The organism is Methylobacterium dankookense, from assembly GCF_902141855.1.
In the GTDB taxonomy this organism is placed as follows: domain Bacteria; phylum Pseudomonadota; class Alphaproteobacteria; order Rhizobiales; family Beijerinckiaceae; genus Methylobacterium; species Methylobacterium dankookense.
Genome location: NZ_CABFVH010000032.1, coordinates 21,523 through 39,149 on the forward strand (window position 1 = coordinate 21,523; position 17,627 = coordinate 39,149).

Sequence of the window (17,627 nt, forward strand, 5' to 3'; positions counted from 1 at the left end):
TCGTGATTAACTATGCGCAGCATTAACGACTGTAAATCATTAGCCCGTGACTATCCATTAAAGCCCACGCGGATCAAATGCTGCGGAACTGGGCTGCCAGCCCGAGCAATGAATGGAAGCGGGCGATGAAGACTCAATCGATCGGTCGATACGAGGCCGCGATCATCGGCATGGCCGGGGCGGGATCGATCCTCGCCGGGGCCGGGCTCGTCGAGATCGCCGCCCATCTGTCGCCGGCGCTGGACCTGGGCGGGGCGATCTGCGGCGCTTCCGGCCCGGTCGCGATGGCCGAGCGGATGTTCGCCGAAACCGCGCATTGCTGGGGGTGCCCCGCGGCCCTCGTGGGCAGCGCGATGCTGATCGGCGCCCTCGCGACCGCCCTCGTCCGGACTGAGGGCGGTGAACGGGCCCCGCCCGGGGTGATCTGCCGAACGGCACGGCCTGCTGCTGACCGGCCCGGCGCTCCGGCACGGGGCGCCCCCTCACGCACCGACAACGGGTCTTCCGGGACTCCGATCCACCAAACCGATGGGACCAGTCATGATCAATGCCGCGTCGAAGGATCCGGACCACAACGGCGAGTGGGGCAGGATCATCAAGGATGCCCTCATCCCGATCCACTCGATCGTCCTGCCCGACGGCAAGGTGCTGGCCTTCGGCACGGACGGGACGGCGGGCGACTACGACGCCCGCTTCGTCTACTCGCTCTACGATCCCGTCACGGACGAGCTGAAGGTCCTGCCCAACACGACGGGGACCAACATCTTCTGCTCGAACATGGCGATCGACCCGGAGACAGGCAACGTCATCATCATGGGTGGCGACAACAACAATACGGGGCAAGGTGGCGGCACCTGGTCTGGCCGCAAGGACGTCGTGATTTTTGATTACACGACGCAGGAGATCCGAAACATCTCCGAGACCGATTCGAACTTCGCCCTGCATCAGGCTCGCTGGTACGGCACTACGGTGACGCTGAGCAACGGCGAGATCCTGATGGTCGGCGGCCGCGACGAGAAATTCGTCGGCTCGACCTTCGCCGAGATCTACAACGCCAAGACCGGGATGCGGCAGCTCTCCGGCACGGAGATGAAGGATTTCCACGACGGCGAGGGGACGCTCACCGGCACCTACTACTATCCCCATGCCTGGCAGATCAGCAACGGCTCGGTCATCCTGATCGAGGCCGGCGGCACCAGCAATTCGGGCCACGACGTCTACCGCATGGACGTGACCGGCAACGGCTCCGTCGCCAAGATCGGCAAGCTGCCCTTCGACACGCGCAACCTGACCGGCTCGATCATGTACGAGACCGACAAGGTGCTCGTCGCCTCCTCGACCGGGCAGGTCTGGAAGGCGGACCTGTCCCAGCCGGTGATCAAGTGGGAGCTCGCCTTCGCCATCAAGGACGAGGACGGCTCGGGCGACCTCATCGCCCGCACCAACGGCACCTTCGTGATGCTCCCCGACGGCCGGGTGGCGATGGTCGGAGGCTCCTCCAGTGCCGGCCTCCTCGGCGACAGCCTCGCCAATGCGCAGCGCACGGTCGTGTTCTGGGATCCCGATACCGGCAAGATCGAGTATTCGGAGCAGCAGGACCTCGCGCGGATGTATCACTCCACCGCGCTGCTCCTGCCGGACGGCACGATCTATTCCGGCGGCAGCGGCTCGCCCGGGCCGCAGGAGAACGCCAACGCGCAGATCCTGACGCCGGCCTACCTCTACGACAAGGACGGCAACATCAATACCGGCCGCCCCGAGATCGCGGCGGCGCCGAAGAACATCGAGTCCGGCGCGACCTTCCGCATCACGGTCGACGATACCTCGGATATCGGCAAGATCACCTTCATCAAGTCCAGCGCCACGACGCATGCGCGCAATGCCGACGCGCGCTTCCTCGAACTCGACCACAAGATCATCGACGGCAACACGATCGAGGTCACGATCCCGAAGGCCAATGTCGCCATCCCCGGCCTGTGGATGCTGTTCGCGGTCGACAAGGCCGGCGTTCCCTCCGTCGCCAAGATGGTGGGCGTCGACATGGTGGCGATCCAGGAGACCGGCAGCCTGAACGTCGGCCCCACCACCGTCTACGGCATCGATCACGAGCAGATCGACGGCGCCTTCGCGCTCGCGGCCCGGTTCGACGACCTCAACGGCGGCAAGAACCAGAAGATCTTCGATCTCGGCAACGGCAAGGCCGACAACATCTGGCTCGGCCAGGTCGGCGAGAGCCACGACATGGAGTTCGTGATCCGCCAGGGCGGCCAGACCTACCGCGTCGTCGCCAAGGACGCGATCGTCGAGGGAGAGACCGCGACCTGGCGCGTGGGCGTCGATCCCGACGGGACGATGCGCATCATCAAGAACTCCGCCGTCCTCGCCAGCGGGCAGGGCGTCGTCCCGGCCGATGTCGACCGCGCGAACTACCTCGTCGGCGAGTCGAGCGTCGAGGGCGACGCGCGCCTGATCGGTCTCGTGCGCGATCTGAAGATCGCCAATTACGGCAACTTCGCCGAGCTCGATCCCGCCGCGCCGTCGAGCCCCTGCGCCGTGACGGGCGAGGCGGTCTGCCTCTGCAAGATGCTCGTGCCGAATGTCGACGACACCCCGGGCAACGACGCGCCGAAGGTGTTCACCAAGTACTCGATCCTCAGCGGCGACGTCGCCGAACTCGCCGACGGCTCGCCGGGCGAGAACAAGACCACGCTGACGACCACCGGCATCGTCGCCTTCGCCGATGCCGATGCCGAGGGCCATACCGCGACGGTGGCGGCGAAGGGCGACCATTATCTCGGCGAGCTGACGATCACGAAGCCGACCACGGCGGCCGGCGTGAAGACCGGCTCGGTGACCTGGACCTTCAAGGTGAACGACGCGGCCCTCGACGGGCTGCAGGAAGGCCAGAAGGTCGTCCAGGACTACGACATCACCATCGACGACGGACATGGCGGCGTGACCACCCAGACCGTGTCCGTAACCCTGACGGGGGCGAAGGATGGCGGGCCGCCGACCGAGGATCAGATCGTCGTCGTTCCCAAGCTGAACCCGACCGCGGGCGACGACGCCATCGTGCTCGGCGACAACGTGCGCCTGATGGCGGGCGCCGATCTCGGCGGCGGCGCCAACCGGCTCGAGGTGGGGAACTATTTCGAGCTGCGCGCCGGCAATCTCACCTTCGGCAACAGCAAGGATTCGGCCGCCCTCACGCTCGGCACCAATGCGCGCCTGTCCGGCGGCGACATCATCATGGACAAGGGGGGCATCAAGAACACCCTCGTCCTCGGCAGCGAGGCCGATTTCAGCCAGATCAAGATGGACGGCAACGGCGCCGGGACGGTGAACGCCATCACGGTCGGCGACAAGTCCAAGTCGGATGCCGGGATCGACATGGACGGCGCCGGCACCGCGGCGAGCCGTGCCAACATGACGATCAAGCTCGGCGATGCGGTCACGATCGGGGGCGCGATCGACGCCGACGGGGCCTATGCCAGCAAGACCTTCACGTTCGGCTCCGGCGTCACGGTCAACGGCCCGATCTACATGAACGGCCAGCAGGACGTGAACACCGTCACGGCCGGCGACAACTTCACCCTCAAGGGTGCCTATTACGGCACCGCCACCGGCGTCGACACGCTGACCATCGGCAAGGACTGGACCATCGACGGCCCCGTCTACCTGGAGGCCGGCGACGACAGGCTGGCGATCGGCACCTCCAGCGTCGACAAGACGCCGACTGCCTTCTACGGCGGCGCCGGCACCGATACGCTCGTCCTCACCCTCGACAACGCCGATCTGGCGAGCTTCGAGGCTGCCGCCAAGGCGACCGGCTGGACCACCCTCGGCGGCGACAAATGGTCGGCCAAGAGCCTCGGCCTCACCTGGAAGGGGATGTCCTTCTACGAGTTCGAGGCGGTCGAGCTGAAGGTCACCGGTCGGAACGACGCGCCGGAGATCGTCGCCTCCGGCACGACCAAGGCCGGCACGGTGACGGAGACGGCCGACGGGGCGCCCGGTGAGAACACCACCGTCCACATGACCAACGGGACGATCCAGTTCTCGGACGCCAATGCCGGCGACACCCACGCGGTGACGATCACGCCGAAGGGCGAGAACTATCTCGGCGCGATCGAGTACAAGCAGCCGAAAGCGGCCCAGTTCGGCCTGTTGCCCTGGGTCTTCGCAGTCGACGATGCCGATCTCGACACGCTGGCCGAGGGCGAGGTCCGCACCCAGGCCTATGTGGTCACGATCCGCGACGACAAGGGCGCCACCGCCACCGAGACCATCACCGTGACGCTCACGGGCAAGAACGACGCGCCCGTCATCACGGCGGAGACGTCCGTCCTGAGCGGCGCCGTGGCGGAGCTGCCGGACGGCGACCCCGGCGAAAACGTCGGCACGCTCAAGACCTCCGGCACGATCGCCTTCTCGGATTCCGACCTCACCGACCAGCACAAGGCCGGCTACGTCGCGGCGGGCACGGGCTATCTCGGTACGTTCAAGCTCGGCACGGCGGCGAACGGCACGCTGGGCTGGAGCTTTGCGGTCGCCGACGCGGATCTCGACGGACTCGCCGCCGGGGAGGTCCGAACCCAGTCCTACGCCGTGACGATCGATGATGGCCATGGCGGCACGGCGACCCGGACGGTCACCGTCGCGATCACGGGCGCCTACGACGATCCGAGCCGGAACCAGGCCCCCGTGATCGACGTGACGGGCTCGGTCCTGGAGGGCCACCTCACCGAGGCGGCCGAGGGGGCGCCCACGGCCAATCTGAGCGCCGCCGGCACGATCGCCTATCACGATCCGGACGGGGCCGGGGCGAGCCCGACCGTCAGCGCCGTGCCGCGGGCGGGCGACTATGTCGGCACCTTCAAGATCGGGACCGTCGGCGCGGGCTCGGCCGGATGGAGCTTCTCCGTGCCGGACGCCGCCGTGAACGCGCTCGCGGCCGGCGAGGAGCGCACCCAGATCTACGACGTCACGGTCGATGACGGCCATGGCGGGCTGGCGACCCAGGCCGTCCGCGTCACGATCACCGGCACCAACGACGCCCCGGTCATCCTCACGCAGACCTCCACCCTGCGCGGCGCCGTCACCGAGCTTCCGGACAAGTCGCCGGGCGAGAACCAGGCGACGCTGACGGCGAGCGGATCCATCGCCTTCTCCGACGCCGACCTGACCGACCGGCACAGCGCGAGCGTGACGGCCAAGGGCGGCGACTATCTCGGCAGCTTCAAGCTCGGCGAGCCGGCGGGCGGCAGCCTCGGCTGGACCTTCTCGGTCAACGACGCCGCGCTCGACCGGCTCGGCAAGGGCCAGGTCGTCACCCAGTCCTACGACGTCGCGATCGCCGACGGCAAAGGCGGCCGCGCGACCCAGACCGTGGTCGTGACCATCACCGGCGCGGAGGACGACGACGCCCCGAGCAACGTGACGGTCGCCGCGCTCAAGGTGAGCGCGGGCGACGACGCCATCCTCCTGGGCAGCAATGTCAAGCTGGCACAGGGGGCGGCTTTCGGGACGGGGGCGAACAGCCTGGCGGCAGGCGACGGCTTCACCCTGCAGGCGGGCACGCTCAACTTCGATGCCAGCACCGGGCCGGCCAACCTCAGCCTCGGCAAGGGCGCCAACCTCAACGGCGGCGCCATCCTGATGAGCGGCGACGGGTTCGCCAACACCGTGACCATCGGCGACGAGTCGAAGGTCAGCGCGATCATCATGAACGGCGGCGGCGCCAAGGCCTCGCAGACGCTCATGTTGGGCGCCAAGGTCGTCTCCGATGCCGGGATCATTATCAGCGACAGCGGCACCGTCGCCGATCGGATGGAGGTGGCGCTCAAGATCGGCGACGGCGCGCAGATCGGTGGTGCCGTGAACGTCGACGGCTCCTACGCCACCAAGGAGGTCACGCTCGGCAACGGGGTGACCGTGAACGGGCCGATCGGCCTCCAGGGCGTCAACAACACCACGATTGTGAAGATCGGCGACGGCCTCACCCTTAAAGGAGCGCTGACCGGGGCGGGCTCGGGCGTCGAGACGGTGGAGATCGGCAAGGACTGGCAGATCGACAGCACGGTCAATCTCGGCGCGGGCAACGACAAGCTGAAGATCGGCACGACCACCCGCGACAGCAGCGGCACCATCACGGGCGGCGCGGGCACCGACAGCCTGGAGGTCGTCCTGACCAACCAGCAGAAGGGTGCGTTCGACGCGGCGGCCAAGGCCGCCGGCTGGACGCTCCTCGCCGACGGCAGCTGGAACACCCTGGGCAAGGCGATCACCTGGCAGGGCGTCACCTATACGAGCTTCGAATCGGCGAAGACCACGGTCGAGGCCGCCAAGGTGCTGGTCGCGCAGGCGGGCGACGACCATATCGGCAGCCCGGCGACTTCGCTCGCCGTCTCGGCTTCCGCGTCGAAAGCCGCTCCCGGCGCTCAGGCGGCCTCCGCGGGAACGCTTTTCGTCGGCACGGACGGCGACGACTTCATCCTCGGCACCGACGGGGCCGACGTGATGCGGGGCGGGGCCGGCAACGACCACTTCGTCGGCGGCAAGGGCAACGACACGATCGACGGCGGGGCCGGCCACGACGTGGCCAAGTTCGCCGGCAAGCCGGCCGACTACACCTTCCTGAAGGATCCGGACGGCACGCTCCACGTCTCGAGCGCGGCGGAGGGTCAGGACGTGCTCCACAACGTCGAGGCCGTGTTCTTCCACGGCTCCGCCGAGACGGTGCCGGTCGACCACCTGCCGGTCTGACCGGCCGCCCAGCCGCTCCCGGTCGCGCCACGATCGGGAGCGGTCCCCGGTCACCGCTTCGGCGCGCGCTCCCGCACCGAACCCGTAACGACGTCCCCGGACAAGGCTCCTGCCGTCGCGTCGGGACGCAGGGACGCCAGCGCGCCGCGCGCGCCGACGATCTCCGGCAGCAGGCCCGCCGTCAGCGCGAGACGGGCGATCGCGGCGAAGCGCGTGTTGACCGACTCGAGCTCCTCCGTCGTCGCAAGGGCGAGGCGGCGGCGGGTGAGCAGGACGTCGTCGATGGGCAGGAGGCCGATGCCGTACTGGTCCACCTTCGCGGCATAGGCCGCCTGCAGGGCCTCGATCTTCCGGCGTGCGAATTTTGCGCGCTCCGCCGCCGCCTTGGCCTCGACCCAGCCGACCTTCAGCTGCGTCGCCGCCTTGCGGTCCTCGGCGAGCGCCCGGTGCATGGCCGCGTCGGCCAGTTCGCCCGCCTCCCGGATGTCGGCGAGCGTGGTCAGCTCGACGAGGGGGACGTTGAGCTGGAGGCCGAGGGACAGGCCCTCCGGCGCGCTGACGCTGCGGTAATTCTCTGTCGCCCTGTAATCGGCCTTGAGGTCGAGCCGCGGCAGGTAGCGGCCGATCGCGGCTTTGCGCGCGTCGTCGGCGGCGTTGTAGCGGTGCCAGCTCGCCTGCAGCCCCGCATTGCGTGCCCGGGTGAGCCGGGCGAGGTTGTCGAGCCCGTGGCGCTGGACCGCGTCGAGGTTCGGCAGCACGAAGCGCCCCGGCGATGCCTGCCGCAGCTGGGCGGACAGCACCGCCTGGGACTTCTCGGCGGAGGCCTGCGCCGCGACGAGGGTGCGGGCGACGTCGTTCAGCTCCGCGACCAGGTCGGCGACGTCGCCCTCGCTCGCATGCCCGGCCGCGACGCGCCCCCGCACCGCCGCCTGGAGCCGCGTCAGGTCCCGGAAGTTCTCCTCCAGCACCTTCGCTTGGCGCACCGCGAAGTTCAGCTCGACCGCGGCGTTGATCGTCTCCAGCGCCACGCCCTCGGTGGTGCGCCGGACCTCGGCGGACGCGGCGAGGGCTGCGTTCTCCGCGCTCCTCTGGCTGTAGAGGCGCTGGCCGCCATCGAGGAGCGGAAGCGCCACCGAGATGCCGGCGGTCTTGCCCGGATCGCGGTAGGAGGGGGCGGAATAGGGATCCCGCCCGATCCAGGCCGTGCCGGAGACGACCGGCGCGAAGGCCGCCCAGGCGCGGCCGACCCGCGTGTCGGCGGCGTCCCGCTCGGCCACCGAGCTGCGGACGAGGTCGCTCTCGCCGATCGCGATCGAGACCGCGTCCATCAGGTCGGCCGAGCCGCCGCGCGGGCTGCGCGGCAGGGCAGGGGGCGCCACGGCGAGGAAGGCCCGCGCCCTCCCCGGGAGGCGGGCGGGCTCGGGTGCCGCGGCGTAGACCTCGCCGATCGAGGAGCGCAATCCGATCGCGGCCGCCGGGAAGGCCTCCTCGGCGGAGGCGGGGCCCGCGAGCAGGGCCGCGCAGGCGAGCGCCAGGAGCGTGCGGGCCATCGTCAGGGCTCCCGGAAGCTGCGGCCGAGGCTGTCGATGAACGGCTTGAGGATGTAGCCGGCGAAGGTGCGGCTCTCGCCCTCGATATAGACCTGACCGACCATGCCGGCGCCGAGCAGGGCCGCCACGCCCGGCTGCTCGGGCTTCAGCCGCATCTCCACCTCGAAATAATGCTGCCCGGTGCGCTCGTCCGAGGTGGCGTCGGCGGCCACGCGCGAGACCACGCCCGGGACGTCGTCGTAGAGGCGCGCGTTCAGCGCCGAGATCTTCGCGCGGGCGCCCAGGCCGACGCGCACATGGGTGATGTCGGTGGGCGCGACCCGCGCCTTGACGGTCAGCGCGCCGCCGAGCGGCACGATCTCCGCGAGCACCTCGCCCGGTGTCACCACGGCGCCGACGGTGGCGTGCTTGGAATGTACCACCGTGCCGGCCACCGGCGCCCGCAGGTCCGTGGAGCGGACGGCGGTCTCGGCGGCCCGGATCTGGTCGGCGATCTGCCCGATCTCGGCGATCACGTCGGTCAGCCGGCCGGAGGTCTGCCGCTGGTCGGTGAGCCGCGCCTGCCGGATCCGCGAGCCGGTCTCCTCCATCTCGTCGGCGAGCGCGCCCGCCTCCGCCTTCAGGTTGGCGAGCTCCGCCTTGCGGGCGAGGAGCTGGTCCTCCCCGTCCCAGAGCGTCTTGCGCGCGAGATGGCCCCGGCTCGCGACCGGCCGCATCGCCGTGACCTGCCGGTCCAGGGAGGCGACCTGCGCGCCCACGGCCTCGATGCGCTCCGACAGGCCCTGTCGGCGCCGGGCCATCGCCTCCTTGCGCGCCACCATGGCGTCGATCTCGGCGAGCGCGGCGCCGCGCCCGCGCGTGAATTCCCGCTCCTGCTCCGCGAGGAGCGGATCGACCGGACCGGCCTCGCGGACCGGAACGATCGTTCCCCCCGAGAGCGGCGCCGCGTCGGGGAGGCCCTTGCGCAGCCCGAGCAGGTTGAAGCGGCCGCCGAGCGCCCCGTCGCCGCCCGCCGCGAAGGCGTTCTCCGCCTCGAGCCGCTGCCGCATCGCGTCGAGCACCGCGAAGCGCCCCCTGAGGCGGGTCAGTTCCGCCTGGTCGTGGACCGGGTCGAGGGTCGCCACGGTGCCGCCGGCCTCCACGGTCTCGCCGTCGCGGACGCGAATCTCGGTGATCACGCCGCCCGTCCGGTGCTGGAGCACCTTGTTCTGGCCGCTGGCGATGACGACGCCGTCGGCGACGACGGCCGAGTCGAGCGGGCACAGCACCGCCCAGAGGACGAACAGCCCCGAGGCGCCCAGCAGGACGCGACTCGACGTCGTCAGGATGTCGCGCGAGCCGGTCCGGACATCCTCCGCCCAGCTGCCGCGCATGTCGTCGGGAGCGCTCACGCGAATGGCCTTCCGTTGTGCCGGTTCCGCGGCGGGCGGCGGTGTGCGTCTCTCATCGAGGTCACGCGACGCGGGCCGGTCTCGGCTCGGCGTCGGCCTGTGGCTGCGGCGTGGGCGCCGCCTGGATGGTGAGTTCCTCCAGCCGGCCCTCCGCGATGGTGAAGGCGCGGTTGACCACTCGCAGGATGGAGGTGCGGTGGGCCGCGATCACCACAGCGGCGCCACGTCGGCGCGCCTCGGCCACCGCCACGAGCAGGGCGCGCTCGCCCGGCTGGTCGAGGCTCGCATTGGGCTCGTCGAGGACGAGGATGCGCGGGTCGCCGTAGAGGGCGCGGGCGAGCGCGATCCGCTGCTTCTGGCCGGTGGAGAGGGCGAAGGCCTGGCCGCCGAGCGGGGTGCGGTAGCCGTCCGGCAGCCCGACGATCAGGTCGTGGACGCTGGCGCCCTTGGCCGCCGCGATGACCTTCTCCTCCGTCGCCTCGGGATCGAAGCGCGCGATGTTCATCCCGACCGTGCCGGGGAAGAACTCGATGTCCTGCGGCATGTAGCCGACGATCCTGCCCCATTGGCTCGAGGGCCAGACGTCCTGCCCGATATCGTCCACGGAGACGGCCCCGGCGGTCGGCGCGATGGCGCCGACCATGATCCGGATCAGGGTCGACTTGCCCGCGCCGGTCGGGCCGGTGACGAGGACCGCCTCGCCGGGCGCCACCCGCAGGGTGATGTCCGACAGGAGCCGGCGGTCAGGCTTGCCGGGGTCGGGCGCGTAGGTCACGGCGTCGAGGGAGAGCCGCCCCTCGGGCTCGGGCAGGCTCATGCGCGCCTGGATCGACTTGTCCGGCCCGGTCAGCGCCTCGATGTCGCGGATGGCGGCCAGCCCGCGCGAGATCTGCTCCCAGCCGCCGATGACCTGATCGATCGGACTGAACGCCTTGCCCGAGACCATCGACGACATGAAGATCATGCCGGCCGACATGTCGTTGTGCAGCACCAGGAACGCGCCCCAGGCCATCATGATGACCTGCAAGGCCTGGCGGAAGGTCTTGCTGGCGGCCTGGTAGCGGGCCGACTTCGCGCCCACCGCCTCGTTCTCGTTGAGGACCAGGGCGGTCTTGCGTCCCCAGATCGTGAGGAAGGTCGAGAGCATGCCGTGGGCCCGCAGGTCCTCGATCCGCTGGAAGGCGCCCTGCGCGAAGCCGATCGCGTCGCTCTCCGCCTGGCGGCTGCGCTCGCGCTCGGTCTCGGTGGCCGCGATGTTGAGCCAGCTCAGGGCGGCGAGCACCAGGATGCCGATCACCGTCAGCAGGCCGAGGCTCCAGTGCAGCACCGCCATGATGAGCACGTAGAAGGGGATGAAGGGGACATCGAACAGCGTGACGAAGGTGCGGCCGCCGATGAAGCCGCGCGCGGTCGAGAAGTCGCGCAGCGTCTTGCCCGATCTCTGCGCGGCCTTCGGGTCGGCCGCCATCCGGGCGAAGAGCTTGGGCGCGACCGAGACGGTGTATTTCGCGGCCGCCCGGACGGCGGGATGGCTGCGGACGGCGTCGGCGAGGCCCCAGACGGCGAGCGCCGCGATCACGATGAGCGTCAGGTAGATCAGCGTCCCGATCGAGCGCGAAGCCAGCACGCGGTCGTAGACCTGCAGCATGTGGAGCGAGGGCGCGATGACGAGCAGGTTGGTAATGACCGAATACAGAAGTATCGCCCGCATGTGGGGCCCAATGCCCCTGATCATTGCCGCGAACGATGCGTTCATCTTCAGCCCCTCGTTGCGAGAGGGTTAGGAGGGCATGGTTAAGTCCATGTTAAAATTCCCATCTACGGCAGCTCATTTCCGCCATGACTGTGCCGGATGCCGGAGCCCAGGTCTGTTCAGGTTGGGCTGGCGCGCGGTGATGGACGGCGCGATCACACATTTCGCCGCGCGATGGGGCGATCGTTTCCGCTGGAATGGCGCCACCGGATCCACATCGCCGGCCGCGGCGATGCAATTTCCGATTGTATTCGCGTGAATATTACCGTTCCAGTAGAAGCGATCGAGCGATGACATGAAAAAAGCGTGTCACGTCTTGGATCGTGCGTCGCGAAATCATTTTTTAACATGCTCACCTTACCCAGACAAGTAATCGAAGGGATGCCGCTCAAGGCGTTCGTGAACCTTGCACGGAGCATGGGTCGGACGTGGGCGCACCGCGTGAATTCTGTCGAAGTGCCGAAGGAAGCGTCACGATACTGGCGGCGTTCGGCTTTGTCGCCTTGGCTATTGCGACGGCGCTGAGCGTCGAGTCGGCAAACCTGTATCTCGCCAAGTTACAGAACCAGCGGGCGGCCGACCTCGGCAATCTGGCTGCGGCAGGAACATCTTCCCCTATCGTGAACAACGCGCCGAGCGCCATGGCCACCGCCACGGCCGCCAACGTCGTGGCGATCAACGGGCTGACCGGCGCGCGCGTGGCGACCACCGTGGTCGCCTCGCCGCGGAGCGTGGGCAGCTCGGCCCTGTCGACGGTCGTCACGCGGGACATGTCCCGGTTGTTCGGCGGCGTCCTGGGCGGCACCGCGACCGCGGTCGGCGCGCGCTCGGTGGCCGATCTCGGCGGCGGGACGGGGAGCGGATCCTGCCTCGCCTCCCTCGTCGGCCCGACCAACATCTACGGCACCTCGAACGTGTCGGGGCTTAGCTGCGGGATCAACGCGACGACCTTCCTCTACGTCTGCGGCAGCGCCAACGTGGCGGTGGCCCGGGTCGGCGTCGGCTACTCCATGCAGAGCGAGGCCCCCTACATCTGCAACACGGCCTCGATGAGCCCCGGCCCGGCGAGCTTCTCCTACAAGGCGGCCCCGACCGACACGATCGCGGCGAGCCCGGACATGGTGGCGATCAAGAGCCACCTGCTGGCGATGGGCAGCCCCGGATGGCCCTACGGCTCCACCTCGCCGCGAAGCCTGATGAACCCGGCCGTCACCGCCGGAACGGACATGACCTATCCGGCAGGCACGATCGCGACCCTGTCGCAGGGCACGCGCTACCGGAATCTTCAGATCACGAGCTCGACCCTCACCTTCACGGGCAACGGCGTCGCCGACCCGACCTGCGCCACGCCCACGACGATCTCCGGCAACATCGTCCTGAACGGCAACAGCACGCTGACCTTCGCCAGCGGCTGCTACGTGGTGGCGGGGTACGTGACCGCCCACGGCGGCGCCAACACGGTCTTCGCGGCGGCGCCGGGCGCCACGGCGACCTTCGTCTTCAAGCAGTACATCACCAACGGATCCGGCACGATGACGCTTCCGGACGCGAACTATTCGATCGCCGGCAACGTCAACAACAACAACGGCGGCACGATGTTGTTCGGAGATGGGGTCAAGGTCTTCGGCGCGGGGATCGTGAATACCACCGGCACGCTCGGCTTCGGTACGGGGCCGCATTACGTCAACGGCGGCACCATCACCAACGGCACCGGCACGATGACGTTCGGCAACGGTGATTTCTATCTCTGGGGCGGCAGCATGTCGAACTCCAGCAGCGACTCGATGCGCTACGGGAACGGAACGTTCTACTTCTACGGAGGGACGGTCTACAACGTATCCGGGAGCCTCGTGTTCGGAAACGGACCATTCTACTTCAAGGGCGGCTCCGTGAGCCTCAGCCGCGGCTCGACCACGCGCTTCGGCGTCGGCAACATCGACTTCTACGGCGGCACCATCACGATGGCGGGCGCCAGCACCACGATCGGATATGGCGGGTCCGCCACGACCGGCTCGTCGACCGTGTCGCTCTACGGCGGCTCCCTGTCGCTGACGACCGCCAGCCTGACCGCCGTGGGCGTGACCTTCGCGTTCTACGGCGGGACGATCAGCCTGCTGGGCGTCGGCACGATCAACGCCACGGCGCCGACCGACCCGAAGCCGACGCTCGGCTACCGCAACATCCTGTTCGTGGTCTATGGCGGCGCCTTCAACCTCTACCAGTCCGCCGCCGTGACGGACACGATGTCGGGCCTGATCTACGTTCCGGCCACCAACGTCTCGATCTACGGCAGCCAGACGGTGCAGTATCCGGCGGGCGGCTGCTTCCAGGTCGTGGCCGGCGTCCTCGACATCTACCAGAAGGCGCGCCTCAACGTTTCGCCCTGTGCCGGGATCGCGATGGGATCGGGATCGGGCACGGCCACCCTCGTCCAGTGAGGGGCGTGGCGATGCGAGGCATTCTCCAGCGGCTCCGGGCGGCGCGGTCGGGCGCGGCGGCGGTCGAGTTCGCGATGATCGCGCCGGTCTTCGTGCTGATCGGCTTCGGCCTGGTCGATCTCGGATACGCCTTCCACGTCCGGCTGTGCCTCGCGAACGCCACCACGGCCGGCGCCCTCTACGCCCAGGCGAACGGCCAGAACCTGACCGCGAGCGACCTCCCGGACTATGTCGGCAAGGTGCAGGCCGTCGTCACCGCCGCCGCCACGGGGCTGCCGCAGGCGCCGACCGTGTCGGTCCTGTTCAACGACGCGGCCGATGCCGGCCGGGTGGGCGCCTTCTACTGCCTGTCCGCAGCCCCGGTGATGTGGACGAGCACGGGCGCGGCCGCGGCGAGCTGCGGCGGCAACGTGATGTCGGGCAAGTTCGTGACGATCTCGGTCACGGCGAACCGGCCGACCCTGTTCTTTCGGCTGGGCACCGGCACGGCGTTCTCGGCGCTCGTGCAGACGAGCGACTTCGCGATGGCGAGGGTTCAATGACGCGGCCGGCACCGGGTCCGACCGGAGGTGCGGGCGCCGCTTCCCGCCGCTCGATCGGGCGGCGCCTCCTCGCGGATCGGTCGGGGGCGACGGCGGTCGAGTTCGCCGTGCTGGCGCCGTGCCTGATCTTCCTCGTCTTCACCGTCCTGGTGTTCGGCCTCGCCTTCTGGACGCGCAACGCCCTCACCGAGACGTCGGTCGAGACGGCCCGGTGCATCGCGATCGGCTCGCCGGATTGCGCCACCGTCGGCAGCGGCTGTCCGTCGAGCGTCGCCGGCGCCTGCTACTTCCAGAAGCTGGCGGCGCTCCGCGGCCTGCCCGGCATGCGGGCGACCAACGTGACGGTGAACAGCCGGGGCCTCTGCGGCACCGTGAGCTGCACCATCGTCTCCGCCTCCTACCCGTTCGAGCTGCAGGGATACGTCTACACGCTCAACACGTCCGGCCATTTCCCGAACCTGTGACGCGGGCCGCGTGCGCGGCGCCTACAGGGTCCGAGACAGCACGATCGGCCCGCTGCGGGGGCCGCGGCCGTAGGGCGAGGGTGCGACCGAGGGCGCGCCGTAGACGGTCGGGGTCGAAGCCTTGCCCATCTCGGCGGCGAGCGACTTGATCAGCCCCTCGGTGACGCTGCGCGCGGTGCCGAGCACCGCCTGGTTCGCCTCGACCGCCTCCATGAAGCGGCGGTGCTCGGCGCGCAGCCGCTCGACGCCCTGCGGCGCGAAGCGGGCGAGCGCCACGGCGTTGGCCTTCACCGTCTCCAGCCCCTGCATGTAGGCGGCCGCCAGCGCGCCCTTGCGCTCGGGATCGGCGAGGCCCTCGCGCAGGCGGCCCGCGCGGACCGCCTCGCTCTCGGCCGCGAGCACCACCTCCAGCGCCTGCATCGCGGCGCCGACCTCGGCGACGAGCGCCTCGGCGCCGGCCCTGTCGGCGATCATGGTCCGGACGGGTTCAGGCATTGCCGCCTCCGCTGGCGCCTTGCAGCTTCATCATCTCGCGGAAGACCTGGTCGGCGATGCCGACGCCGCCGCTCTTCACGATCTGCTGGGCGTATTCCTTGGTCAGCATCGAGCGCCAGACGCCGCCGCCGGCGCCGTTCTCGCCGAGCGGCCCCTCGGTGCCCTCCGACTGGGTCATCCGGTCGAGGGAGGATTCGAGGAACATCGATTCGAAGTCGGTGGCGGTCTTGCGCAGCTTGGCCGCGTTCTGGCCGGAGGTGGCGGAGCCGGGCTTGGCCAGGGATTCGGCGACCGAGCCGGCGATGGACTTGCCCACGCCGATGGCGGCGGTGGCGGCGAAGGTGGCGAGCGGCAGCAAGGTCAGGCCCTCCGGTCGGAAATCGTGGAAAGAGGCATCACATCACCTCGATATCGGCCTGCAGGGCGCCCGCCGCCTTGATGGCCTGGAGGATCGAGATCAGGTCCCGCGGGCCGACGCCGAGCGCGTTGAGCCCGTCCACCAGCTCGCGCAGGGTCACGCCCTCCTTGACGAGGGCGAGCTTGTTGCCGTCCCCCGTATCGACCTTCACGCCGGTGCGCGGCACCACCACGGTCTGGCCGTTCGAGAGCGGGTTCGGCTGGCTCACCTGCGGCTGCTCGGTGATGGTGACGGTGAGGTTGCCCTGCGCGATCGCCACCGTGGAGACGCGCACGTCGCGGCCCATCACGATGATGCCGGAGCGCTCGTCGACGACGACCCGCGCGGTCTGGTCGGGCTCGACCTTGAGCTGCTCCACCTCGGTGATGAGGCGGATCATGTTGCCGTTGTAGCGGGCCGGGATCTGGATGGTGACGGTGGCCGGGTCTGTCGGCTCGGCCGTGTCGGAGCCCATGAAATCGTTGATCGCGGCGGCGATCCGCTTCGAGGTGGTGAAGTCGGGGTTTCGAAGCGAGAGCCGCAAGGAGCGCGCGTCGTTGAGCTTGAACGCGATCTCACGCTCGATGTTGGCGCCGTTCGAGATGCGCCCGTTGGTCGGCACGCCGCGGGTGATCTTGGCCGCGTCGCCCTCCGCCGCGAACCCGGCGATGGCGACCGAGCCCTGCGCCAGCGCGTAGACCTCACCATCGGCGCCCAGCAGCGGCGTGACGAGGAGCGTGCCACCCTGAAGCGACTTCGCGTCGCCGAGCGAGGAGACGGTGACGTCGATGCGCGTGCCCTGCGCCGCGAAGGGCGGGAGGCTCGCCGTCACCATCACCGCGGCGAGGTTCTGCGTGCGCATGGTGGCGCCGCGGGTGTTCACGCCGAGCCGCTCCAGCATCGCCTGCAGCGACTGCTTGGTGAAGGGGATGTTGTTGAGCGTGTCGCCGGTGCCGTTCAGGCCGACCACGATGCCGTAGCCGACGAGCTGGTTCTGGCGCACGCCCTCGATCGAGGCGAGGTCCTTGACCCGGGACAGGGCCGAGGCCGGGCCCGCCGCGAGCAGGAGGAGCGCGACGAGGCCGAGGAGGGAGATCAGACGTGTCGGTCGAGACGGCATGTCGGGCTTCGCGAACGGAACTCGGCCAAACCCTTGCCAGCCGCGTGCCAGCATCTGTCTTGCGATCAAGATATTGATTTATCTTGCATTCGTCGGGACCGTCCCGTCCGGATCGGCCGGCTGGGTAGGCGCAGTTCGTGCCGCCCCGGCAGGTTCTGCCGGGTCGTTTACCCGCGGTTAACCCTGGCGCCGCGACTGTCCCAGAGGGGCGCCCTGCGCGTCCGGAGCGGTGCAACCATGCGTGTCGACAACCGAGTGACGCCCCAGGGCGTCGCCACCGTCGCGGGGACGCGCCGGGCCGAGGGCGGCCAAAGCTTCAGCCTCGGCGGCTCCGGTTCCGCCGCGCAGGCGGGTGGGGCCGGCGCGGCGCCGGCCGCGGCGACGCTCGCGGGCCTCGACGCGGTGCTCCTCCTCCAGAACGAGGCCGACACGCCGCAGGAGCGCCGTCGGCGCTTCGCCCGGCGCGGGCACGACCTGCTCGACGGGCTCGACCGGCTGAAGGCGGCGCTGCTCACGGGCCGCGTCGCCGTGCAGGACCTCTCGGCCATCGCCGGCCGCCTCGCCGAGCGGGCCGGCTCCTCGGGCGATCCGCGTCTCGACGGGCTCCTCGCCGAGATCGAGCTGCGCGCCGCCGTGGAACTCGCCAAGCTCGAGGCGCGGCGGAGCGTCTGAACCGGGTTCCCAAAGGGATCATCCCTTTGGCGGGGTGCCG

11 protein-coding genes are annotated in these 17,627 nt (G+C 69.6%); 5 read left to right on the top strand and 6 right to left on the bottom strand.

The window, feature by feature from the left end; all coding sequences use genetic code 11:
- Window positions 1–540: 540 nt before the first annotated feature.
- Window positions 541–6,765: a VCBS domain-containing protein gene (locus MTDSW087_RS20390; RefSeq protein ID WP_186383933.1), complete on the top strand. Its 6,225-nt coding sequence runs from the start codon at window positions 541–543 to the stop codon at window positions 6,763–6,765.
- A 50-nt stretch (window positions 6,766–6,815) separates the two neighbouring features.
- On the opposite strand, the gene MTDSW087_RS20395 is transcribed toward MTDSW087_RS20390, so the two are convergent.
- From MTDSW087_RS20395 to MTDSW087_RS20405, 3 genes are all read right to left on the bottom strand, one after another.
- Entirely contained in the window at window positions 6,816–8,315 is a 1,500-nt protein-coding gene (locus MTDSW087_RS20395; RefSeq protein WP_144766739.1) for a TolC family protein, read from the bottom strand.
- A 2-nt stretch (window positions 8,316–8,317) separates the two neighbouring features.
- Entirely contained in the window at window positions 8,318–9,706 is a 1,389-nt protein-coding gene (locus MTDSW087_RS20400) for an HlyD family type I secretion periplasmic adaptor subunit (protein ID WP_144766740.1), read from the bottom strand.
- A gap of 61 nt (window positions 9,707–9,767) precedes the next feature.
- Window positions 9,768–11,417, bottom strand: a complete 1,650-nt coding sequence (locus MTDSW087_RS20405) for a type I secretion system permease/ATPase (protein WP_186383934.1) — start codon at window positions 11,415–11,417, stop codon at window positions 9,768–9,770.
- A 662-nt stretch (window positions 11,418–12,079) separates the two neighbouring features.
- Here MTDSW087_RS20405 and MTDSW087_RS20410 point away from each other — a divergent pair.
- The 3 genes from MTDSW087_RS20410 to MTDSW087_RS20420 are packed head-to-tail and all read left to right on the top strand — an operon-like array spanning window position 12,080 to window position 14,903.
- Window positions 12,080–13,897 (top strand): hypothetical protein, encoded by a 1,818-nt coding sequence (locus MTDSW087_RS20410; protein WP_144766742.1) that lies wholly within the window; start codon window positions 12,080–12,082, stop codon window positions 13,895–13,897.
- Window positions 13,898–13,908: 11 nt separating this feature from the next.
- Entirely contained in the window at window positions 13,909–14,439 is a 531-nt protein-coding gene (locus tag MTDSW087_RS20415) for a TadE/TadG family type IV pilus assembly protein (RefSeq protein ID WP_144766743.1), read from the top strand.
- Complete coding sequence (locus MTDSW087_RS20420; protein WP_144766744.1) at window positions 14,436–14,903, top strand: TadE/TadG family type IV pilus assembly protein; 468 nt, start codon at window positions 14,436–14,438, stop codon at window positions 14,901–14,903. The genes MTDSW087_RS20415 and MTDSW087_RS20420 overlap by 4 nt, the downstream gene beginning before the upstream one ends.
- A gap of 21 nt (window positions 14,904–14,924) precedes the next feature.
- On the opposite strand, the gene MTDSW087_RS20425 is transcribed toward MTDSW087_RS20420, so the two are convergent.
- From MTDSW087_RS20425 to MTDSW087_RS20435, 3 genes are read right to left on the bottom strand one after another with little or no spacing between them, the layout of a single operon-like run.
- Window positions 14,925–15,398, bottom strand: coding sequence for a hypothetical protein (locus MTDSW087_RS20425; protein WP_144766745.1), 474 nt, complete (start codon window positions 15,396–15,398; stop codon window positions 14,925–14,927).
- Entirely contained in the window at window positions 15,391–15,756 is a 366-nt protein-coding gene (locus MTDSW087_RS20430; protein WP_144766746.1) for a rod-binding protein, read from the bottom strand. Before MTDSW087_RS20430 ends, MTDSW087_RS20425 begins: the two co-directional genes overlap by 8 nt.
- A 37-nt stretch (window positions 15,757–15,793) precedes the next feature.
- A complete protein-coding gene (locus MTDSW087_RS20435) occupies window positions 15,794–16,915 on the bottom strand; it encodes a flagellar basal body P-ring protein FlgI (protein ID WP_144766747.1) in 1,122 nt (373 codons plus the stop codon).
- A 237-nt stretch (window positions 16,916–17,152) separates the two neighbouring features.
- Between MTDSW087_RS20435 and MTDSW087_RS20440 the strand changes: the two genes are divergently transcribed.
- Window positions 17,153–17,587 (top strand): flagellar assembly protein FliX, encoded by a 435-nt coding sequence (locus MTDSW087_RS20440; RefSeq protein ID WP_144766748.1) that lies wholly within the window; start codon window positions 17,153–17,155, stop codon window positions 17,585–17,587.
- The last annotated feature ends 40 nt before the right edge of the window (window positions 17,588–17,627 follow it).